At 57.9% G+C, this 20,295-nt stretch carries 21 protein-coding genes; 11 read left to right on the forward strand and 10 right to left on the reverse strand.

The annotated features are described in order from the left end of the window. Positions 1-2: 2 nt before the first annotated feature. Positions 3-1,748 carry an arginine--tRNA ligase gene (gene argS, locus ACR0NZ_RS05335; RefSeq protein WP_480517374.1) on the reverse strand — a complete coding sequence of 582 codons (1,746 nt, stop codon included), beginning with the start codon at positions 1,746-1,748 and terminating at the stop codon, positions 3-5. 252 nt (positions 1,749-2,000) lie between these two features. Further along, positions 2,001-3,140 carry a deoxyguanosinetriphosphate triphosphohydrolase gene (locus ACR0NZ_RS05340; protein WP_480473259.1) on the reverse strand — a complete coding sequence of 380 codons (1,140 nt, stop codon included), beginning with the start codon at positions 3,138-3,140 and terminating at the stop codon, positions 2,001-2,003. Positions 3,141-3,216: 76 nt separating this feature from the next. On the opposite strand from ACR0NZ_RS05340, the gene ACR0NZ_RS05345 reads away from it, so the two are divergent. After that, the gene (locus ACR0NZ_RS05345) at positions 3,217-3,540 is read left to right on the forward strand and encodes a HesB/IscA family protein (protein ID WP_267363969.1); all 324 of its coding nucleotides are present in this window, start codon (positions 3,217-3,219) and stop codon (positions 3,538-3,540) included. A 280-nt stretch (positions 3,541-3,820) separates the two neighbouring features. Beyond that, entirely contained in the window at positions 3,821-4,600 is a 780-nt protein-coding gene (xth, locus tag ACR0NZ_RS05350) for an exodeoxyribonuclease III (protein WP_480473261.1), read from the forward strand. 4 nt (positions 4,601-4,604) lie between these two features. On the opposite strand, the gene ACR0NZ_RS05355 is transcribed toward xth, so the two are convergent. Both ACR0NZ_RS05355 and dksA read right to left on the reverse strand, forming a co-directional pair. After that, complete coding sequence (locus tag ACR0NZ_RS05355) at positions 4,605-5,753, reverse strand: FAD-dependent monooxygenase (RefSeq protein WP_480517377.1); 1,149 nt, start codon at positions 5,751-5,753, stop codon at positions 4,605-4,607. A gap of 71 nt (positions 5,754-5,824) precedes the next feature. After that, a complete protein-coding gene (dksA, locus tag ACR0NZ_RS05360) occupies positions 5,825-6,247 on the reverse strand; it encodes an RNA polymerase-binding protein DksA (protein WP_209504868.1) in 423 nt (140 codons plus the stop codon). Between the two features lie 381 nt (positions 6,248-6,628). Here dksA and ACR0NZ_RS05365 point away from each other — a divergent pair, with 381 nt between their 5' ends. The 5 genes from ACR0NZ_RS05365 to ACR0NZ_RS05385 all read left to right on the forward strand — a co-directional run bounded on the left by ACR0NZ_RS05365 (position 6,629) and on the right by ACR0NZ_RS05385 (position 10,764). Continuing rightward, a complete protein-coding gene (locus ACR0NZ_RS05365; RefSeq protein ID WP_480473265.1) occupies positions 6,629-7,474 on the forward strand; it encodes an AAA family ATPase in 846 nt (281 codons plus the stop codon). A gap of 109 nt (positions 7,475-7,583) precedes the next feature. Further along, positions 7,584-8,033, forward strand: a complete 450-nt coding sequence (locus tag ACR0NZ_RS05370; RefSeq protein WP_480473267.1) for an N-acetyltransferase family protein — start codon at positions 7,584-7,586, stop codon at positions 8,031-8,033. Then, the gene (locus ACR0NZ_RS05375; protein ID WP_480517379.1) at positions 8,030-9,397 is read left to right on the forward strand and encodes a DUF2927 domain-containing protein; all 1,368 of its coding nucleotides are present in this window, start codon (positions 8,030-8,032) and stop codon (positions 9,395-9,397) included. Before ACR0NZ_RS05370 ends, ACR0NZ_RS05375 begins: the two co-directional genes overlap by 4 nt. A gap of 7 nt (positions 9,398-9,404) precedes the next feature. Next, positions 9,405-9,575, forward strand: coding sequence for a hypothetical protein (locus ACR0NZ_RS05380; RefSeq protein WP_209503658.1), 171 nt, complete (start codon positions 9,405-9,407; stop codon positions 9,573-9,575). A gap of 4 nt (positions 9,576-9,579) precedes the next feature. After that, positions 9,580-10,764, forward strand: a complete 1,185-nt coding sequence (locus tag ACR0NZ_RS05385; RefSeq protein ID WP_480517381.1) for a vWA domain-containing protein — start codon at positions 9,580-9,582, stop codon at positions 10,762-10,764. A gap of 83 nt (positions 10,765-10,847) precedes the next feature. Here the strand turns inward: ACR0NZ_RS05385 and ACR0NZ_RS05390 are convergent, their stop codons facing one another. Further along, positions 10,848-12,485 carry a winged helix-turn-helix domain-containing tetratricopeptide repeat protein gene (locus ACR0NZ_RS05390; protein ID WP_480517383.1) on the reverse strand — a complete coding sequence of 546 codons (1,638 nt, stop codon included), beginning with the start codon at positions 12,483-12,485 and terminating at the stop codon, positions 10,848-10,850. A 170-nt stretch (positions 12,486-12,655) separates the two neighbouring features. On the opposite strand from ACR0NZ_RS05390, the gene ACR0NZ_RS05395 reads away from it, so the two are divergent. Together ACR0NZ_RS05395 and ACR0NZ_RS05400 are read left to right on the forward strand one after the other, a co-directional pair. Further along, positions 12,656-13,072, forward strand: coding sequence for a hypothetical protein (locus ACR0NZ_RS05395; RefSeq protein WP_480473275.1), 417 nt, complete (start codon positions 12,656-12,658; stop codon positions 13,070-13,072). 130 nt (positions 13,073-13,202) lie between these two features. Beyond that, a complete protein-coding gene (locus ACR0NZ_RS05400) occupies positions 13,203-13,889 on the forward strand; it encodes a M48 family metallopeptidase (RefSeq protein ID WP_480473277.1) in 687 nt (228 codons plus the stop codon). A gap of 71 nt (positions 13,890-13,960) precedes the next feature. Here ACR0NZ_RS05400 and ACR0NZ_RS05405 read toward each other — a convergent pair whose 3' ends face one another. Genes ACR0NZ_RS05405 through ACR0NZ_RS05425 form a run of 5 tightly spaced genes read right to left on the reverse strand, consistent with a single transcriptional unit; the run spans position 13,961 to position 19,225 of the window. Beyond that, entirely contained in the window at positions 13,961-14,503 is a 543-nt protein-coding gene (locus ACR0NZ_RS05405; RefSeq protein ID WP_480473279.1) for an RSP_2648 family PIN domain-containing protein, read from the reverse strand. Next, on the reverse strand, positions 14,500-15,702 hold the full coding sequence (locus ACR0NZ_RS05410) for an RSP_2647 family RNA methyltransferase (RefSeq protein WP_480517385.1): 1,203 nt from the start codon (positions 15,700-15,702) through the stop codon (positions 14,500-14,502). The genes ACR0NZ_RS05405 and ACR0NZ_RS05410 overlap by 4 nt, the downstream gene beginning before the upstream one ends. A gap of 38 nt (positions 15,703-15,740) precedes the next feature. Next, complete coding sequence (locus ACR0NZ_RS05415; RefSeq protein ID WP_480517387.1) at positions 15,741-16,013, reverse strand: hypothetical protein; 273 nt, start codon at positions 16,011-16,013, stop codon at positions 15,741-15,743. Continuing rightward, positions 15,997-18,792: a [protein-PII] uridylyltransferase family protein gene (locus ACR0NZ_RS05420; protein WP_480517389.1), complete on the reverse strand. Its 2,796-nt coding sequence runs from the start codon at positions 18,790-18,792 to the stop codon at positions 15,997-15,999. The genes ACR0NZ_RS05415 and ACR0NZ_RS05420 overlap by 17 nt, the downstream gene beginning before the upstream one ends. A gap of 49 nt (positions 18,793-18,841) precedes the next feature. Continuing rightward, the gene (locus tag ACR0NZ_RS05425; protein ID WP_480517391.1) at positions 18,842-19,225 is read right to left on the reverse strand and encodes a DUF4440 domain-containing protein; all 384 of its coding nucleotides are present in this window, start codon (positions 19,223-19,225) and stop codon (positions 18,842-18,844) included. Between the two features lie 148 nt (positions 19,226-19,373). On the opposite strand from ACR0NZ_RS05425, the gene ACR0NZ_RS05430 reads away from it, so the two are divergent. Further along, positions 19,374-19,796, forward strand: coding sequence for a DUF2852 domain-containing protein (locus ACR0NZ_RS05430; protein WP_480473289.1), 423 nt, complete (start codon positions 19,374-19,376; stop codon positions 19,794-19,796). A 66-nt stretch (positions 19,797-19,862) separates the two neighbouring features. Beyond that, entirely contained in the window at positions 19,863-20,294 is a 432-nt protein-coding gene (locus ACR0NZ_RS05435) for an RDD family protein (protein ID WP_480473291.1), read from the forward strand. The last annotated feature ends 1 nt before the right edge of the window (position 20,295 follow it).

A 20,295-nucleotide genomic window follows, 5' to 3' on the forward strand; every position in this document is an offset into this window, starting at 1 on the left:
TGTTACCGCATCTCCTGCGCCGGAGTAACGCCAAGAATACCCAAGCCCGCTGAAATCACAACAGAAACGGCCCGGGCCAAAGCGATTTTTGACTGGCTTGTGGCAACATCGCCATCCTGGATGAAACGCAATTGCGTCTCGTCATTACCCTTGTTCCACAACGCATGAAAGTCGCCTGCAAGTTCATAAAGGTAAAATGCGACCCGGTGCGGTTCATTGGTCCGCGCCGCAATCTCGACCAGCCGCGGCCATTCTGCCAGCTTCTTGGCAACAACCAGTTCCGAGGCATGATCGTTTTTGCTCAGGTCGGCGCCTGCAAGGGTCGCATCATCAACCGCAATTCCAGCCTCGGCCGCGCGGCGCAGCACGCTCATGACACGGGCATGTGCGTATTGAACGTAGAATACAGGGTTCTCGCGACTTTGTTCCAGAACCTTGTCAAAATCGAAATCCAACGGCGCGTCGTTCTTGCGGGTCAGCATAACAAACCGCGTCACGTCCGGGCCCACCTGATCGACCACATCGCGCAGAGTGACAAAGTTCCCTGCACGCTTGGACATCTTGAACGGCTCGCCATTCTTCCACAGCTTCACCAGCTGCGTCAGCTTGATATCTAGCGGCACCTCACCGTCGGACAGTGCCGAAACAGCCGCCTTCATCCGCTTGACATAGCCGCCATGGTCCGCGCCAAACACGTCGATCAGCGCGTCAAAACCACGGGACACCTTGTCATAGTGATAGGCAATATCCGGGGCAAAATAGGTCCAGCTGCCATCTGATTTCTTGACAGGGCGATCCACATCATCGCCATGTTCGGTCGATTTGAACAGCGTCTGTTCGCGTGGCTCCCAATCTTCGGGCTTTTTGCCCTTCGGCGGCTCGAGCACGCCTTCGTAAATCAGACCCTTGTCAGTCAGCGATTGCAATGCGGCCTCGATCCGACCGGTGCCATAGAGCGATTTTTCCGAGAAGAACACATCCATCTCAACGCCCAGCGCTTTTAAGTCAGCACGGATCAGATCCATCATCGCGTCGGTCGAGAACTCACGTACCTCTTCCAGCCAGTCACTTTCCGGCTTGTCGATCAGGCTGTCGCCGTATTTCTCTTTCAACGCTTCCCCAATTGGGATCAGGTAGTCGCCGGGATAAAGACCTTCGGCAATCTCCGGGCTCAGACCATTGGCCTCGCGATAGCGTTCGTAAGCCGAGCGCGCCAGCACATCCACCTGCGCGCCGCCGTCGTTGATGTAATACTCACGGGTCACGTCATGGCCGGAATAGGCCAGCAGGCTTGCCAGAGCGTCACCGAAAACCGCGCCCCGTGTATGACCCACGTGCAGCGGACCGGTTGGGTTGGCCGAAACATATTCAACGTTGACCTTTTGCCCATGGCCCATAGTCGAGCGGCCATAATCGGTGCCCTTCTCCAGCACAGCCGCCAGCACGCCTTGCCAGACCGACGGTGCCAGCCGCAAATTGAGAAAGCCCGGACCTGCCACATCGGCGCTGGTGATCCGGTCATCTGCCGCCAGCTTCCCCGCCAATACCTCGGCAATGTCACGCGGTTTCATCCTGGCCGGTTTTGCCAGCACCATCGCCGCGTTTGTCGCCATGTCGCCATGCGCTGCATCGCGCGGCGGTTCGACCGCCACGTTGTCAAAACTCAGCCCCTCGGGCAACGCGCCTTCGGACTGCATCTGCGCCAGCGCGTCCAGTACAAGGCCGCGGATCTCGGAAAACAGGTTCATTTCGGATGTCCTTTTGCTTGCCCGGCGGTTTACCACGCATCACGGCAAGGTCAATGGACGCCTAATGTTTGGACTTGGTTTGCGCCCAATGTCTGCCAATCTCGCCCGGATTTCCACTGTCAGAGATTTCAAATACCCTGCGGGCTGTCTGTCGTACGGCTTCTGATCATCGCTTCCCGCCTGCGCAAGGCACCAATCAACCCACAAAAAAGGTCGCAAACATGGACCATTACCCGTGTCATTGCGGCCCAGTCAGCCAGTCAGCCGCGCGTGATCCTGCAAGGCAAAACGGTCGGTCATACCTGCGATGTAGTCCGATACGATCCGGGCCAAAGCTGTCTCATCCGCCGCAGCTTCAATATCCTCGTGCCAACGTGCGGGCATCTGTTTCGGGTCGTTCAGGTAGATCGGGAACAGGTCTTCGACAACCGTTGCAACCTTGGCCCGTACCTTCATGACGCTGGGTGCGCGATACATCCGGGTGAACAGGAACGCCCTGATTTGTTTCAGATCCGCCCAAGTCCCGGTCGAGAATTGGATGACAGGATGCCCAAGATGGCGAATCTCTTCGACCGATTGCGCGCCCGAGGCTACAATCAAGTCTCGTGACGTTGTGATGACATCTGCCACCATGACCCCAAATACCCGCCGCAGTGCTTCATGACGTCGTCGATACGGATCAAGACCGGGGTATTTAGCATCCACATCCGCGTAGCATCCCCCCACGATCGGAAGGTGACGCAGATCATCATCTTCAAACAACCCCGCGCGCAACCCATCCAGAAGGTCGTGATTGTTGTAAGCAATGTCATCAGACAAAGCCGCCACCTGCGCCTCGGCACTTGCATGGGTATGAAGTTCAAGATCAAAGCCCTGGTTGCATTCAGCCAGCGCCCACGGCAGATCGCCAACAACTGGACCGTTATGCTTGGCGATACCCTCCAGACATTCCCAGGTCAGGTTGCATCCGTCAAACCCGGCATAATGCCGCTCCAGCTTCGTTACGATCCGAATGGCCTGGGCATTGTGATCAAACCCCCCGTAAGGCACCATCAGCGCGTGGAGGGCGTCTTCACCCGTATGACCAAAGGGTGTATGACCCAGGTCGTGCGCCAGGGCTACAGCCTCGGTGAGTTCAGGATTCAGGCCCAACGCCCCTGAAATGGTTCGCGCGACCTGAGCAACTTCGATGGAATGGGTCAGCCGTGTTCGATAACTGTCACCTTCATGCTCGACAAAGACTTGCGTCTTGTGTTTGAGCCGCCGAAACGCACTGGCGTGAATGATCCGGTCGCGATCACGCTGAAAGCATGACCGGAAGCTGCTTTCTTCCTCTGGCACCAGCCGCCCCCTTGCACGGTCTGGGTCCGAAGCAAATCCCGCTCTGTCCAAAGGCCTTGTCCTTGTCGCCTGTCTTTTTGTTTCATATATTGTAGGACGCTTGGGAAATAAACCTTTGGAGACCGGCATGAATCTGCCCCCATCAGTCACCGAACGCGCCTTTGACCGCCTCGCCGAGATCGGCGCCGCGGAACAGGGGCAAGCCCTGCGTGTCGCAGTGGAGGGTGGTGGATGTTCCGGTTTTCAATATGAAATCGCTCTGGACACGCCAAACACCGATGACCTCATCCTAGAAGGCAAGGGGCAGAAAGTCATCGTCGACCCGGTCTCTCTGCCCTTTCTTGAAAACGCGGTGATCGATTTCACTCAGGAGCTTATTGGTGCAAGGTTTGTGATCGACAACCCCAACGCCACCTCTTCCTGTGGCTGCGGCACGTCGTTTTCGATGTAACCGGCGGGGGCTTTGCCCCCACACCCCCAGGATATTTTCAGCCAGATGAAGCAGGAATCCGCTCTCTGACCAAAACGACCAGAGAGCTTCACCTGGCGCGGTCATCGGCGTCCCCGCCTGTACCGCCCCTTCTAGTATCGAAAAAATGGTTAAGGGTTCGTTTCTTCATCTGGCTAAAAATATCCCGGAGCGCGAGGCAGAGCCTCGCTTATCCGATCTCCGACTTGCCGCTGGGCCCGTTCTGAGCGATAGGTTGCCACAAGGTTTCGGAGGATCGCGCATGAAAATCGCCACGTTCAACATCAATGGCATCAAGGCACGAACCGAGGCGCTGCCCCGCTGGCTGGACGACGCCCAACCCGACGTTGTTCTTCTTCAGGAAATCAAATCCGTCGACGAGAACTTCCCACGCGAGATGTTTGAAGATCGCGGGTACAACGTGGAAACACATGGGCAAAAAAGCTTTAATGGTGTCGCGATCCTGTCGAAGCTTCCGCTGGAGGATGTATCTCGCGGCCTTCCCGGCGATGACAATGATGAACAGGCGCGCTGGATCGAGGCCACCGTCGTAGGCAAAAAGGCCCTGCGGCTCTGTGGGCTGTATCTGCCCAACGGGAATCCGGCACCCGGACCGAAATACGATTACAAGCTGGCCTGGATGGAACGGCTTTACGACCGCGCCCAGGCCCTGATGAAGTCAGAGGAGCCTGCCCTGATGGCCGGAGACTATAACATCATCCCACAGGCCGAGGATGCCAAACGCCCCGATGCCTGGCGGGAAGACGCGTTGTTCCGCCCGGAAAGCCGGGCCGCCTTTCGAAAGATCCTGAACCTTGGCTTTACCGAGGCCTTTCGCGCCACAACGCAGGGCCCCGATCACTATTCTTTCTGGGATTATCAGGCTGGCGCGTGGAACCGGAATGACGGAATTCGAATTGATCATTTCCTGCTGACGCCACAAGCGGCCGACCTCATGCGGGATTGCCAGATTGATGCGGCTGTTCGGGGGCACGAAAAGCCATCCGATCACGTTCCCGTCTGGATTGACTTGGATCTTTGAGGCCCTAGGCAGCCGTGACGTCGTGACTGTAGATCCATTCATAGCGTTGTGACAACCGGGCACCGACGACCCTCAGCACACATTGCGCAGCCATACGGGCTGGACCGCGCAGATGAAAGTTCCGCGCATTTGACCCGGCCGCCGCGACAACGCGCTGCGCCCTTGGTTTCCGGGTTGTTTCATAGGTTGCCAGTGCGCTGGTGATACCCGATCGTTCGTCAAACGCGCGCGCCAGAACCCAAGCGTCCTCGAGCGCCAGACACGCCCCTTGCGCCATGAACGGCAATGTCGGATGGGCCGCGTCCCCTACCAGAACCAATCGGCCATTCTGCCAGTTTTGCGCGACAGGCCGCAGAAACAATGCCCACAGATGCACATCCGTGACTTTCGACAGAATGTCGCACACGGGGCCACCGAAATCTGCAAAGCGCTTGCGCAACTCTTCAGGGTCGCCCGTCTGACGCCATCCTTCTTCCCGCCAGTCCGAACGCTCTTCAACCGCGACAATGTTCATCATGCTTTCGTCACGCAACGGATAGGTTACCACATGCCGCCCAGGCCCCATCGTCAGGGATGCGGAAACCGGGTCATGACCGGGCTGCCAGGGGATGGCGGCGCGCCACGCCACCTGATGCGTGAACTCCGGCATCTCTGCCCCGTTCAGAGCCGGGCGGAGCATGCTGCGGCCGCCATCGGCCGCAATGGCGCACTCGGCGCGAATTCGCTCGCCTGACGCCAAGATCACCTCGGCCTCGTTGGGATGCTTTTGCACATGCGAAACTCTGGCACCCAAGCGGATATTCACGCCTGCGTCACAAGCCGCATCATGAAGAAGGTTCAGAAGGTCGGCACGGTGGTAGTAATAAGTCGGACCAGCTGCAGGGCCCGGCAGGTGACTGACCACGCGCCCTTCTCGGTAATCGCGCAAGACAGTTCCATGGGACTTCTGCCCGACAGAAAGACCTGTGACGCCAAGTGCATGAAGAACGCGCATCCCGTTCTCGCTGATCTGCAAACCAGCGCCGACTTCGGTCAGGGCCGGGGCTTGCTCCAGAAGCGTGACATGCGCCCCACGGTGTTGCAGTGCCAGAGCCGAGGCCAGGCCGCCGATTCCACCGCCAATGACACAGAATTTCAATCCATCTATCTTCATGGCATCCGCATAACGCAAAAACGCCGGAGCCACAGGCCCCGGCGTTTGGATTTCTTACACATACCCGGCGATTAATCGTCGCGGTGGACCTTTTCGCGACGCTCATGGCGCTCTTGTGCCTCAAGTGTCATGGTTGCAATCGGTCGTGCGTCCAGACGCTTCAGCGAGATCGGATCGCCCGTCATTTCGCAATACCCGTATTCGCCATCATCAATCCGGCGCAGGGCCGAGTCGATCTTTGCGACCAGCTTTCGCTGACGATCACGGGTCCGCAGTTCTAGCGCACGGTCAGTTTCTTCGCTGGCGCGGTCCGCGACGTCCGGAATGTTACGGGTGTTGTCTTGCAGCCCTTCGATGGTGTCGCGGCTACCAGCCAGTAACTCTGTCTTCCAATCCAGCAGCTTGCGGCGAAAATACTCAAGCTGACGATCATTCATGAAAGGCTCATCTTCGGCCGGACGGTAATCTTCCGGCAGAAAAACTTCCTGCTTCATATTTGCTCCCTCGGTATGGCCAGTAACGTCGTTCGAGGCTGTTTCAGCTGACATTTGGCTCTCCCTTCTGCGCAGCGTTTAGCCGACGGGCGGTGGAATGTCACTACACAAACGTTGCGCAACACTGCACCCCCGCGGATTTGTCTAACTATGAGACAAACATCAACAAAACCTTGTATTTCTATGAAATTTGACAGGCTTTTTTGGGGCGAGAGTTACAACGTCCGGGAATGGTCTACATCGGAATCAAGCAAAAGGGCTTGGAGTTGCAGCACAATTCCCGCCGGGCGACGCAGGGACGCGGGTTGTAAAAAACCTTGCCGCTCTGTAACCCGGAAACCACAACCTGCCCGTCCAACGCAATATACGCACGAGAGGCCCATGACCGCACGTTTCCAAGGTACAGCCGAATATGTCGCCACCGACGATCTGACCATTGCCGTGAACGCCGCTGTCACGCTTGAGCGCCCCCTGTTGGTGAAGGGCGAACCCGGTACCGGCAAGACCGAGTTGGCCAGACAGGTGGCCGGTGCGCTGGGGCTGAAAATGATCGAGTGGAATGTGAAATCCACCACCCGCGCGCAGCAGGGTCTTTACGAATATGATGCCGTCAGCCGCCTGCGTGACAGCCAACTAGGCGAAGAGCGTGTCCATGATGTGTCGAACTATATCCGCAAGGGCAAGCTGTGGCAGGCCTTCGACGCCGACGAAAAGGTTGTTCTGCTGATCGATGAAATCGACAAGGCGGATATCGAGTTCCCCAATGACCTATTGCAGGAGCTCGATAAGATGGAGTTCCACGTCTACGAAACGGGCGAGACGATCCGGGCCAAGCACCGCCCTATCGTCATCATAACCTCGAACAACGAAAAAGAGCTGCCAGACGCTTTCCTGCGCCGCTGTTTTTTCCACTATATACGCTTTCCGGATGAGGCGACGATGCGCCGGATCGTTGATGTGCATCATCCCGGCATCAAGGACGCACTTCTGACCGCCGCGCTGACGCAATTCTATGAGATCCGAGAGACGCAAGGGCTCAAGAAAAAGCCCTCGACCTCGGAGGTGCTGGACTGGCTGAAGCTGTTGCTGGCCGAAGACCTGACGGCCGAAGACCTCAGGCGTGACGGGGCCAGCGCGCTGCCGAAGCTGCATGGCGCTTTGCTGAAAAATGAACAGGATGTGCATCTGTTCGAACGTCTTGCTTTCATGGCACGTGGCAAACGCTAGCCTGCGTGTGAACAATCAGTGATCACGGCTTGCCATTGCGTATCCCGGGTGTCAGCATCGAAATACCTGACGCAACCGCGTTTCAAAGCAGCAGTATTGGGGTCATCACTTGGCGAACGCTCTGACAATCCGGACCCTGCGGGCCGAGGACAAAGATCAGTGGGCCGAAATGTGGCGGGATTATCTGGCGTTTTATGAAACTACCCTGCCTGAAAACGTGTATGAAACGACCTTTTCTAGATTGTTGGGCGACGACCCACAGGATTTTTCCTGTTTTGTTGCGGAACAGGATGGCGTTTTGGTCGGGCTGACGCATTACCTGTTTCATCGCCACGCTTGGAAAGTGGAAAAGGTCTGTTACCTGCAAGACCTGTTCGCCCGACCTGAAACCCGAGGAACGGGCGTCGGTCGCGCCTTGATTCAGGCGGTTTATGAAGAGGCGGATCGCCAGGGCGCCCCATCCGTTTACTGGCTGACGCAAGAGTTCAACCACACGGCACGCCACCTTTATGATCGCATCGGCACCCTGACACCGTTCATCAAGTACGCCCGCCCATGATGCGTTTGGGCGCCCTTTTTCTGGCGCTGGTTATCGCTGGCTGCACGTCTGTCGAGACAATCGAAATCGGGAACGATGTTTCATATGTCGAAGTGGCGTTGCCACCAGCCAAGTCTTTTGCGGCACCGCGTCCCTCGCCACCGGCACGGTCCAACACGAACATCGCGGCGGATTTCCTGTCCCTGCATTTCGAACTGGAAAGCGGGGCCGCCCTGCCTGTTTTCACCCGGTTCGAAATGCCGATCACCGTTCGCCTGACCGGATCGCCGACACAAAGTATGCAGCAGGATTTGACCCGCCTGCTGAACCGCCTGAAGCGCGAGGCGGGTATCAACATCCGACAAATCAACGACGGTCAGGCCAATATCACGATCGAAGCGGTCAGCCAGAAGGACATTCTGCAAATTCTGCCAAACGCGGCCTGTTTCGTGGTGCCAAACGCGTCCAGCCTGGCTGAGTATCAGCGCGACCGCCGCAAGACCAAAAGCAGTTGGGTTGAGCTGCGCCAGCGCGAACGATTGGGGATATTCATCCCCTACGATGTCAGCCCGCAGGAAATGCGCGATTGTCTGCACGAAGAACTGGCGCAAGCCCTTGGTCCGCTGAACGACCTCTATCACCTGCCGGATTCCGTGTTCAACGACGACAATATTCATACGGTTTTGACCGGGTTCGACATGTTGATCCTACGCGCGGCCTATGCGCCCGAACTGCACACCGGTATGACACGGGATCAGGTCGCCGCCGTCATCCCCGATGTTCTCAGCCGCCTGAATCCACGCGGTGACCGATTAGCCGCGCAACGGCCAACGGATACCCCCCGAGAGTGGATCAACGCGATCCAGAAATCACTGGGACCAGGGCCGGGTTCCCCCCGGCAGATACGCGCCGCGCAAAAGGCAGCCCGCATCGGGCAGCAATTGGGATGGACGGATCACCGCCGCGCCTATCCCCACTACCTGATGGGTCGGATGGAGCAGTTTCGTGACCCGGCGGAAGCCCAGCGGCAGTTCAAGATCGCGCAACAGTTTCTTCGCGCAACGCCCGGAACCGAGGTTCATCAGGCTTATGTCTCAACGCAAACCGCAGCCTTTGCGCTTGCGCAGGATCGCGGGCCAGAGGTCCTGCCCGAACTGGATCAGGCCATCGACGTGATGACCCGCGCGGAAAACGCTTCGCTTCTGGCAACCTTGCTGCTGTTGAAATCCGAGGCCTTGAAACAGGCCGGTCAATTACAAAAGGCACGTGCCGTCAGACTGGACAGCCTTGGGTGGGCGCGATACGGGTTCGGTTCTGATTTGGTGGCTCAGTCTTTGGTTCAAAACAGTGGCCGACGCCCCGCTGACAGCACGAAAGACGGATGAAACGCATATGTTGCTAGTACTGGGAATGGCGATACTGGGTGCAATCCTGGGTGCTTTGACCGCAAAAAAACGCAATGGAAACGGCGCTGACATGGCACAGTATGCCGCCGGATATGGGATCGCTTTTGCGCTTGTGGGGCTGGTGATCTCGCTGGTTCTGCTTCGCATGGTGGCATGACGCAATGTTCCTGCCCTTTTTCAAAAACCTCCGCAAAGCGGGCATCCCGGTATCACTCCGGGAGTATCTGACTTTTCTGGAAGGCATGAAAAAGGGTCTGGTCACCTATGATGTCGAAGCGTTTTATTACCTTGCCCGGGTGTCGATGGTGAAGGACGAGCGCAATATCGACAAATTCGACCGCGCCTTTGCCGCCAGCTTTGAGGGCTTGGGCGAGATCAGTTTCGATCAGGTGTTGGAAGCTGTCGATATCCCTGCCGATTGGCTCGCCAAGATGGCCGAGAAACACCTGTCGGAGGAGGAAAAAGCCGAGATCGAAGCGCTTGGCGGGTTCGACAAGCTGATGGAAACACTGCGCGAACGGCTCAAGGAACAACAGGGCCGTCATCAGGGCGGCAACAAGTGGATCGGCACCGCAGGAACCTCTCCGTTCGGGGCCTATGGGTACAACCCCGAAGGCGTCCGTATCGGTCAGAAAGAAAGCCGTCACCAGCGTGCGGTCAAGGTCTGGGACAAACGGGAATTCAGGAACCTCGACGATACGGTTGAACTGGGCACCCGCAACATCAAGGTCGCCCTGAAACGCCTGCGCCGCTGGGCGCGGGAGGGAGCAGCCGAAGAGCTGGATCTGGACGGCACCATCCGTGCCACGGCCGAGCATGGCTATCTGGATGTCAAAACCCGGCCCGAGCGCCACAACGCCGTCAAAGTACTGTTGTTTCTGGATGTCGGCGGCTCGATGGACCCGCATATCAAGGTGGTTGAAGAGCTGTTTTCCGCTGCAAGAACCGAGTTCAAGCATCTGGAATATTACTACTTTCACAATTGCCTGTATGAAGGGGTCTGGCGGGACAACCGCCGCCGCTGGAACCAACAGACCCCGACCCACGAAGTGCTGCGCACCTATGGGTCCGACTACAAGTGCATCTTTGTCGGCGACGCTTCGATGAGCCCCTATGAGATCGCCTATCCCGGCGGTGCCAATGAACATTGGAATCAGGAAGCTGGTCAGGTCTGGCTGCAACGCGCGCGCGAACAGTGGGCGTCAAACCTGTGGATCAACCCGGTGCCCGAGAAATACTGGGAATATACCCATTCCATCAGCATGATCCGCGACATCTTTGAAGATCGCATGGTGCCCATGACACTGGCTGGTCTTGAAAAGGGAATGCGCGAGCTGACGCGGTAGAGGCTGATGGCAGGTTTGAGGCCATAGCGACCGGTTTTCCAACTTACGAGCGTCCAGTCTTCGAACTTTTTTGTTTTTTGCACCTAATCCGGCACACCAGCCTTTTTCAAACTCGCCAACCAGATTTTTCGGTTTTCTGGATGATTTTTCGATCCTGCGAACTGTCTCTTCATCGCCGAAATTGAAAGTTTCGGATTAATGCGCATAGCCGCCTCCACGGCCTCACGAGCTTCTTCCGGTCGGTCCATTTCGGCAAGGTTTGCGGCGCGCAGTAGATGATGAAACAGACGCCACGTGTTGCTTGTCGCGACAGTGCCCAGCTGCCTTGCAGTATCCAGCGCCTCTTCGTGGCGTCCAAGATGAAACAGGATATGCCCTTTATAAAAGTACATGTTCTGCAGCATCGGATCGCGCGGACTCAGTTTAATGGCCATTTCAATTTCCGGCAACGCACGGTCCTGCATACGAAACCAATCGAAAGTATGCGCCAGTTCCAAACGGATACGAGCGTCATTGGGATTGAGAGCTACCGCGCGTTCGAGGTTTGCGATGGCAGGATCCGCCTCGCCGGTAAACCGGTAAATATATCCCAATGCCGCGTGGGCCTGCGCTTCCTGACCGTCGAGTTCTATAGCTCGCGTAGCGGCTTCGGTAGCGGATATGAGCGTGTTCTGCGGGGTGTCTGCCCATTGGAAGAAAAAAGTCGTCCCAAGGGCACGAGCCAACAGGCTGTAGGCTGCGGCAAAACCAGGATCAGCCGCAATCGCTTCCCGCGCGTAGCTTGCGGCTTCCTCCTGTGCCTCCTTGGTAAACTCGGATTGACGCACCCGACCACGAAGGTACAGGTCCCACGCTCCCATGTCCTCGGTTGGCTTTCCCTGTGAGCGCGTCGCGTCCGACAGGTATATTTCCGGCAACAATTGCCCGGCGATTGCTTGGCTAATCTCGTCCTGAACCGCAAAGATACCCGTTGTTTGCCGTTCGAAACTCTCTGCCCAAATAGTTTCGCTGGCATCCACATCAATAAGTTCTCCGCTAACCCGCACCCGATCGCCAGCGCGTCGGACGCTGCCCCGGACGATGTAATCGACCCCCAGTTCGCGGGCGATTTCGATCGGGCTCGCCTCGCCACGCGCATAAGAAAACATCGTCGCGCTGGAAACGACGAACAAGTCACGGTTGCGTGACAGGTGAGTGGTCAGATCGTCTGTAAGACCATCGACAAAGTACTGCCCCGCGTTATCACCGCCCAGATTATCAAAACGAACAACAGCCAATGACGGGGTTTCGGTATCTGGCAATCCTTGCCGTTCAAAGGAGACAGAAAAAAAGACAATGGCAAGAGCACACGCCAAAACAATGCTCGCAGCAAGAGCAAGCCGTTTTGAAGGCCTGCCAGATTGCTGTTCCGAAGGCTCGTTTTGAACGACCGGCGCAACGAACTGAAACCCGCGCTTGGGAAGCGTCTTGATGTACTCCGAACTCGCCGCGCTATCGCCCAGTGCTTTTCGTACAGAGCGGATTCGCGTGTTCAGAGCTGCGTCCGTTATGGCCTTTCCGGCCCAGACTTCATCAACTATTTCATCCTTGGTGACGATTCGACTGCGGTTTCTAATCAGTAATTCAAGCAATTGAAGTGCCTGAGGCTCCAATGCCACCGGATGTCCGCTGCGGCTCAAACCTTTTGCCGGGTCAAGTTCAAAATCCAAAAACCTGTACATAGTTCAACTTACATCCGGCTGTGTTTGTCGCTCAACGGATTTTGCCAATTGTCATCTAAATGTCAGGAAATATCAGCTTTCGATCAAGTGCCGCGGCCGGAATCCTTCTAACTTCCGTATGGCGGGAAATCATCCCGATACGTTTCCCCCATCATGAAAGGAGAAGGAACATGCCACGGTTGAGAACACTGCTCATGGCGGCCGCAATAACCTGTGCCGGCGGCTCGGTCTTCGCGCAAACTGACCTTGAAGCGGCATTGGCCAATGGCGGCAAAAAGCTGAATGCAGAACAGATAGCCGAGTTACTGATCGGAAACAGGGTCACAGCCAGTTCCGGAGAGAAGACGTTCCGTTTCTATTACGACCCGAACAATATCGTCAGTGGCGAATTAACCAACGGCGGTTGGACGGGTACGGGAGCATTTGCGATCACTGATACGGATCAGGTTTGTGTTTCCATGGTAGCGGATGAAGGCCGCTATCGTTGTCTGACGGTCGTTCGCGAAGGTGACGTGGTTCAGAAATTCGACGTCAATGGAAAGAAGACTTTCGTCTTACTGGAAGTTGAGCCGTCTACAGGTCTTTGATTGCTACATCGCATCCTATAGATCAACAAAGCTGCCGCAGGATCGCAGAATTCTGGCGGTAGCTTTGTCCCAATAGCGGCCCCTGAATTTTTCGTTTGCTCTAAAAGCCCAGTGCTACCATATCTAACCCATGCTTCGCCTGACCCCGATCCTGCTGGCCATTGCCTATGGAATTGTGATGTACCGGATTTCCGTCTGGCGCACCCATCGGGAACTGGATGCGAAATCGACGGAACTTGCCGATCCGGCGCTGAAACGCATGACCGACCGGCTGGCGGCGGCGCTCGGGATCGAACGGGTGCCGGTCTATATCTACGAGATCGACCCGGTGAACGGGCTGGCCGCGCCGGACGGGCGGATATTCATCACGCGGGGATTTTACCGCAAGTTTCACAACGGAGAGGTTTCGGCTGAGGAAATGGCCAGTGTAATCGCGCATGAGTTGGGGCACGTGGCGCTGGGTCACGCACGGCGGCGGATGATCGATTTTTCAGGGCAGAATGCGATGCGAACGGCGCTGATCATGGTTCTGAACAGGTTCATCCCCTTTGTCGGGGCGATGATTGCCAATGCGTTGACCGCACTGATCGCCTCGCGCCTGTCGCGGCAGGACGAGTATGAGGCGGATGAATACGCAGCCGCTTTGCTGACAAAAGCCGGGATTGGAATCGGACCACAGAAATCACTGTTTCACAAGCTGGAAGAGTTGACACAGCAGCGCGCCGGGGTGGTCCCGGCCTGGCTGATGAGCCATCCCAAGACAGATGAACGTGTTGCGGCGTTGGAAAAGCTTGAACAGCGTTGGGCACGCGGGTGATGCCTGTGCTGCGAGAGGCCAGCCTCTCGCGCTCTCCGGGATATTTTTGGCCAGATGAAGCTGGATCCCGCTCAGATGGCGAGCGCTTTGCCCAATCGCGGAAGCCGGGCTTTTTTCATGAGCGCGCGGAGAGTCCATTGTTCGCCTGAGAGGCGATCGGCTTCGGCAAGGACCTGTGTGGCAAGTGTGCTCATGCCTTCTGGGTTTGACTGCCAGAAGCTGTACAACAGGCTGTCGGGATCTTTCCGGTCAAGCCCTTCATCAGTCAGGATATTTCTGGGAAAATCCTTGGCATTTACCGTGACAATCAGATCAGCGGAAGCCGCGATTGCTGTGGCCAGCACGTGGATATCTGCGGCGTCCGGCAGCCACAGACGGTTTTGAAGACCCTCGTTCGCTGGACGTTCGGCATCCGGCCAGGCACCTTGCACCAGCGCGATTTCAGCACGCGCCTGCGCCTCCCCCGTCGGGCCCAGCTTGCGGGCGGCGCGGGCCCATTCTTCGAGGATGCGGGCGGACCAGATCGGGGTGAAGTGTCCCAATCGCGCGGCGCCCAATAGCATTTCGCGCATGACCGTGGGATAGAGGACGCAAGTGTCGAGAACAGCCTTCATAGGCGGTAAAACACCGCCTTGAGGTAGCCGCTTTCCGCCAGTTGCGGCAGTTGCGGATGATCCGGCCCAGCAAATCCGGTGTGGATCAGTTGCGACTTTCGGCCCGCCCGGCCGATCCCGCGGGAGGAGGCATCGCGGAACCGTCCCAGATCGGCGGCATGAGAACACGAGCACAGCCCCAGATAGCCGCCCGGTTTGACCAGAGGTGCGGCAAGCCGTGCGATACGTTCATAGGCGCGCAAACCCGCATCCAGCGCTTGTTTTGATGGGGCAAAGGCAGGTGGGTCACAAATGACCACGTCAAAAACCGCACCCTCGTCCCCCAATTGAGTCAGTACATCGAACGCGTCGCCCTGCCGGGTCTGGAACCTGTCGGCAAGGCCCGAAGCCTCGGCACCTTTGGTGGCCAGTTCCAGCGCGGCCGCAGACCCATCGACGGATAAGGCCCGTCCGGCACCTGCGGCCAGCATCGCCAGACCAAAGCCGCCGACATGACTGAACACGTCCAGCACCTGCGCTCCGGGATGTACCAGCCGTGAGGCAAAGGCTTGGTTGGGGCGTTGATCGTAAAACAGGCCGGTTTTCTGACCTCCGGTCAGGTCGGCCATATACGTGGCACCATTCATTGGCACAGGCAGGGGCGCGTCGGGTGCAGTGCCGTGCAAAGTCAGGTTCTCATCGTCCAGCCCTTCCAGCCCGCGCGTGCGGCCCGAGGCGTTTTTCAGCACCGTCGTCACGCCTGCGACCTTGATCAGCGCATCGGTGAGCGTATCCAGATGCACCTCGGCCCAGGCCGCGTTGGGCTGGATGACACAGGTATCGCCAAACCTGTCGATGATCACACCGGGAAAGCCATCGGCCTCGGCATGGACCAGACGGTAGAAAGGCGCATCAAACAGACGTTCACGCAGTGCAAGGGCGCGGCTGAGGCGGGTTTCGAACCAAGTATTGTCCAACTGCGCGTTGGTATCACGATCCAGCACCCTGCACATGATTTTTGACTCAGGATTGACCGCCACCAGCGCAAGCGCTGCGGGAGTGTCATCCTCGAGAATCGCCAGAGCGCCTGCGGGGATCTTGCGCGTACGGCGGTCGGTGACGATGTCATTTGCATAGACCCAAGGGAAGCCATGGCGCAGGCCGCGCGCGTTGGCTTTGGGTTTCAGGCGGATACGGGGGCGGTCGGCAGATTGGGTCATGGTGCCCTCTTAGTCGCGAATGTGCCGATGGAAAAGACCTAGCGGCTTCGCGAACGCCAGCCACCGCGCCGTTTCGGGGTTTGGGCCGCCTGAAGGCCCTCGGACAGAACCTGAGTCATGGGATGATCCGGGCTGTGCAGCGCGTATGCCGCATGCAACTCGGTCAGCGCCGTGTTCTGGTCACGCTCTTCGGGCAGGCTGAGCGCCCAGTCCAGAAATATGCTGCGGCATTCCGGCAGGGTGATGCCTTCGATGCGATAAGCTTCCTGGATCAGACCTTTGTGGTCATTGGGATCAGTGCTGCGTGCCATCTTCGCCCTCTTGGATCACGCTGCCGATCAGGTCGGCCGCAGTTGTGTAACTCTCCTGCAATGCCCGTTGCAGTGCATCGACCTGTTCAAACCCGGTGGCACGGCACAGGAAATCCACACCTCCTTCACCGATCTGCTCCGCCTCGATGACTTTGCCCGATAGAAGCCGGGCCGCACATTGCACCGACCAGCATAGGCTGTAGCAGTCTTTCAGGGATTGCGCCTGCGCGACATCCAGCAACCCGGCAGCGACGGCTCCATCGAGGCCCGAGGACACATCGCGTGCCGTAGTCCCTGCCAGCAAGGCACCGGTTTCGGCCATCAGTTCGATGTCCATCAGGCGGCCGGGCCCGTTTTTGGCATCCCAAATCCCGGCAGGTGCCTTGGCTGCGGCCAGGCGCGTTCGCATCTCGGCGACTTCGCGCAAGACATTGTCCCGCTCGCGTGGGCGCGACAGAAACCCGGCGCGGAACGCTTCGATATCATTTGCCAAACCGGCATCACCCGCAACGACATGAGCACGGGTCAGGGCCAGATGTTCCCACACCCAGGCCTCGTTCTGCTGATAATTGGTAAAGCTGGCCCAACTGGTGGCGACCGGCCCCTGATTGCCGGACGGGCGCAGGCGCATGTCAACTTCATACAGCCGCCCCTGTGACATCGGAGCTGAAAGTGCTGTGATCAGCGCCTGCGTGAACCGCGCATAATAGGTGCGCGTGGCCAGAGGGCGCGGACCATCGGACATGTCCTGATCCTGCGGGTCATAGATCACAATCATGTCCAGATCGGATTGCGAATTGATCCGTCCTGCGCCCAGCGACCCCATGCCCAACACCGCCGCTCCGCGCCCCGGTGCGGGCCCGTGTTTGCGGGCGAAATTTTCGGCAACATATGGCAGGATGGCGGCAATCACCGATTGTGCAAGCTCTGCATATTGCCGGCCTGCCTGTGCCCCGTCGATCAGACCGCGCAAGTGGTGGACACCGACCCGGAAATGCCATTCCTTACACCAGCGCCGCGCAAGGTCGAGCCGGGTTTCATAGTCAGGCTCTTCCGCCAGCGCACGGGCCAGTTCGATTTGCAAAGCCTTCTGCCCCGGCCAATCGGCAAAGAAACTGCCGCCGATCACCGCATCGAAAACCAAGGCATTGTGCGACAGATGCGAGGCCAGAGCATGAGACGTGCCAACGATATCGACCAGTAGGTCAATCAGTTGCGGATTGGCCTCGAACAATGAAAACAGCTGCACCCCGGCAGGAAGGCCTGACAGAAACCCGTCCAGCGCCATCAACGCCTCGTCCGGTTTGGCGGTCTTGGCAAGACGCGACAGCAGCTCGGGCCGCAACCGTTCGAATATCCGCGACCCGCGCTGGGACCTTAAGGCCGGATAGGTCGTCCACCGGGCCAGAACACTCTGGTCAAACTCCACATCCTGCGCCGCCACAGGTGCAGGACCGGGCCCGGGCGCAAAAAAACCTTCGGTCAGTTCGTGTACTTCCGTCAGGCGGTTTTTCAGGTCCTGTTTCAGTTCGTCGCTGCCGATCCCCATCAGACAGGCGATGCGTTCGATGCCTTCCGGTGATTTCGGCACCTTATGCGTCTGTGCATCATGAACCATCTGAATGCGGTGTTCGACTTCGCGATGCGCCCGATAATGATCGGTCAGTTTGTCCGCGACATCCTGCGGCACCCAGCCTTTTGACGCCAACGCCGCCAACCCCGGGACCGTTCCGCGCACCCGTAAATCCGGATCGCGGCCACCTGCGATCAACTGACGGGTCTGGGTGAAGAACTCGATCTCGCGAATACCGCCCTGCCCCAGCTTCATGTCGTGGCCGGGGATCGACAAGGCCCCGCCCGTACCCTTGTTTTCGCGAATTCGAAGACGCATATCATGCGCGTCCTGAATGGCGGCAAAATCCAGATGGCGACGCCAGACAAAAGGGCGTAATGTGTCCAGAAACCGCTGCCCCGCGGCCAAGTCTCCGGCGCAGGGGCGGGCCTTAATATATGCTGCGCGCTCCCACGTGCGGCCAAGGCTTTCGTAGTACCGTTCAGCGGCCTCCATCGCCATGCAGACCGGTGTTACGGCGGGATCAGGTCTCAGCCTCAGATCTGTACGGAAAACATAGCCATCGGCAGTCTTGTCGCTAAGCGTCGCGCAGAAGTTCCGCGTTGCCCGCACCATACCCTGCCGGGCCTCGTAGAAGTCGTCGGGGTCAAACCGTGTCTCATCAAACAGCACAATCAGATCGATATCCGAGCTGTAGTTCAGCTCATGCGCGCCCATCTTGCCCATGGCCAGAATGACCATCCCGGCGGCAGTTTCGATATCGTCCTCGGTCATACCCGGCAGTTTGTTGCGCCGGATCAACGTCGCAATCTCGGCCTTGGCCGCAACATCTGCGGCCAGTGCCCCGAAATCGGTCAGTGCCGCGGTGACTTTCTCAAGCGGCCAGGCACCTGCGATGTCGGCAAGCGCGGTCAACAGCGCCACACGCCGCTTTGCCTGCCGCAAGCCGGATTTCAGCTGATCCGGGGGCAGCTCACGCGCTTCCGCCATGACTTCAGACAGCGCCTGGTCCGGGCGCACTAAGGCATCAGGCAGCCATTCCCTTTCACGCTCTATCAGGCCTTTCAGATATGGGCTGGACCCGGCGGTTCCCGCCACCAGCTCTCCCATCTCCTGCGACAGATCAGGTATCAGAGCGCGGGTTTCATCGCCCAGGGACGGATCAAACGCACGCGGAAGGCGGGTAATGGCAAGAGCGTCAGTCATGCGCGCACCCTGCGCATTGCAGGACGTAATCGTCAATGGGGCATTCTGATCAGGTTTCCTGAACCGGCGTGTCCTGACTGAAGCTGTTGACCCAGACGTCGTTTCTTCTTTCCCACAAAGATGAAATCAGCATCGCCTCGCGCCGATCTGCACCCGGGCGCAGGTAATCGGCACGGTAGGACAGCAACACGATATCCGGAGTCAGGACACGTAACCAAGCGTCACTCAGATCAAACTCGGCCATCGTTGGCGCATCTGCAAATTGCCCGACGTGATCGTCCCGATTGGCAAACCCCGTGGGATAAACACCCAGAAAATCCGCGCTCAACAAGGCGCGGTCGGCGCTTGCGTCGCCTTCAACCAGCGCCACCCAGACCTGCGTTTCCAGTTCAAGAATGTCCTTTAGTGCAGGGGCGGCTTTGTTGTCCGTCATATCCATACCCAGACCCTGCGAGCCAGATCCTGAAACGTCAACCGGATTGCTTAATGTAAATCTTTTTCACATTACCCCTTGCACCCAACCAAACGATACCCCATCTATGCAATGTGAATAGAGTTTACATCAACCCTGGAGAGCTCAAATGACCGCATTGTCCGACCCCGCCGTCCCCGCGAATCCGGGATGGCTTTACCGAACCGAAGCCTGGCTGGATGACAAAGGCAAAGGGGCCTGGATCGCCGCCATGGTTCTTGGTTTCATCTTCTTCTGGCCCGTTGGCCTTGCCCTGCTGGCCTATATGATCTGGAGCAAACGCATGTTCAGCAAATCCTGCAACCGCCGCAAATCCTGGCACAGCCACATGAGTGCAATGAAGCCCTCGGGCAACAGCGCCTTTGACGCCTACAAAGCAGATACCCTGGCCCGCCTGGAACGCGAACAACAGGATTTCGAAGCCTTCTTGCGCCGCCTGCGTGACGCCAAGGACAAAGCCGAATTCGATCAATTCATGGATGAACGCGCCCGCGAAAGCCATGACGAAGACGGCAAGGGCGAGCCCGCCTGATTGACCTTGCCCTGCCCCGGTGTTTCGGGACAGGGTCCCCCTACCCCTGTTTTACGGACCTTTCGAATGAACCATCTGCCCGACCCGGACACCCAACCTGATTTCTATCGTTCGGTGACAACCAAACGCTTTGTCGCCTGGCTGTTCGATATCGCGTTCATTTCGCTGCTTTGCACGGTGGCAATCCTTTTAACCGCTTTTCTGGGTCTGTTTTTCCTGGCCCTGATCTACGCGGTTGTCAGCTTCGTCTACCGGGTGGTGACCATCGCCAACGGCTCAGCCACGCTGGGTATGCGCTTTATGGGGATCGAGCTGCGCGATGCGTTCGGAGAACGAATGGATCTGGGCAAGGCGCTTGCCCACACAGCTGGTTATTTCGTCAGCATGGCCTTTCCCGTGGTCCAGATCATCTCGGTCATCATGATGATGACCAGCGCCCGTGGCCAGGGTCTGACCGACAGTTTTCTGGGCACCGTCATGATCAATCAACGGGCCTGAC

The sequence above is a fragment of the Ruegeria sp. AE3 genome (assembly GCF_056542225.1).

Excerpts from the sequence above, each read along its gene's own strand:
- argS (WP_480517374.1), bottom strand. The coding sequence starts at position 1,748 with ATGAACCTGTTTTCCGAGATCCGCGGCCTTGTACTGGACGCGCTGGCG.
- ACR0NZ_RS05345 (WP_267363969.1), top strand. The coding sequence starts at position 3,217 with ATGAATCTGCCCCCATCAGTCACCGAACGCGCCTTTGACCGCCTCGCC.
- xth (WP_480473261.1), top strand. The coding sequence starts at position 3,821 with ATGAAAATCGCCACGTTCAACATCAATGGCATCAAGGCACGAACCGAG.
- ACR0NZ_RS05355 (WP_480517377.1), bottom strand. The coding sequence starts at position 5,753 with ATGAAGATAGATGGATTGAAATTCTGTGTCATTGGCGGTGGAATCGGC.
- dksA (WP_209504868.1), bottom strand. The coding sequence starts at position 6,247 with ATGAAGCAGGAAGTTTTTCTGCCGGAAGATTACCGTCCGGCCGAAGAT.
- ACR0NZ_RS05365 (WP_480473265.1), top strand. The coding sequence starts at position 6,629 with ATGACCGCACGTTTCCAAGGTACAGCCGAATATGTCGCCACCGACGAT.
- ACR0NZ_RS05375 (WP_480517379.1), top strand. The coding sequence starts at position 8,030 with ATGATGCGTTTGGGCGCCCTTTTTCTGGCGCTGGTTATCGCTGGCTGC.
- ACR0NZ_RS05380 (WP_209503658.1), top strand. The coding sequence starts at position 9,405 with ATGTTGCTAGTACTGGGAATGGCGATACTGGGTGCAATCCTGGGTGCT.
- ACR0NZ_RS05385 (WP_480517381.1), top strand. The coding sequence starts at position 9,580 with ATGTTCCTGCCCTTTTTCAAAAACCTCCGCAAAGCGGGCATCCCGGTA.
- ACR0NZ_RS05390 (WP_480517383.1), bottom strand. The coding sequence starts at position 12,485 with ATGTACAGGTTTTTGGATTTTGAACTTGACCCGGCAAAAGGTTTGAGC.
- ACR0NZ_RS05395 (WP_480473275.1), top strand. The coding sequence starts at position 12,656 with ATGCCACGGTTGAGAACACTGCTCATGGCGGCCGCAATAACCTGTGCC.
- ACR0NZ_RS05400 (WP_480473277.1), top strand. The coding sequence starts at position 13,203 with ATGCTTCGCCTGACCCCGATCCTGCTGGCCATTGCCTATGGAATTGTG.
- ACR0NZ_RS05405 (WP_480473279.1), bottom strand. The coding sequence starts at position 14,503 with ATGAAGGCTGTTCTCGACACTTGCGTCCTCTATCCCACGGTCATGCGC.
- ACR0NZ_RS05410 (WP_480517385.1), bottom strand. The coding sequence starts at position 15,702 with ATGACCCAATCTGCCGACCGCCCCCGTATCCGCCTGAAACCCAAAGCC.
- ACR0NZ_RS05415 (WP_480517387.1), bottom strand. The coding sequence starts at position 16,013 with ATGGCACGCAGCACTGATCCCAATGACCACAAAGGTCTGATCCAGGAA.
- ACR0NZ_RS05420 (WP_480517389.1), bottom strand. The coding sequence starts at position 18,792 with ATGACTGACGCTCTTGCCATTACCCGCCTTCCGCGTGCGTTTGATCCG.
- ACR0NZ_RS05425 (WP_480517391.1), bottom strand. The coding sequence starts at position 19,225 with ATGACGGACAACAAAGCCGCCCCTGCACTAAAGGACATTCTTGAACTG.
- ACR0NZ_RS05430 (WP_480473289.1), top strand. The coding sequence starts at position 19,374 with ATGACCGCATTGTCCGACCCCGCCGTCCCCGCGAATCCGGGATGGCTT.
- ACR0NZ_RS05435 (WP_480473291.1), top strand. The coding sequence starts at position 19,863 with ATGAACCATCTGCCCGACCCGGACACCCAACCTGATTTCTATCGTTCG.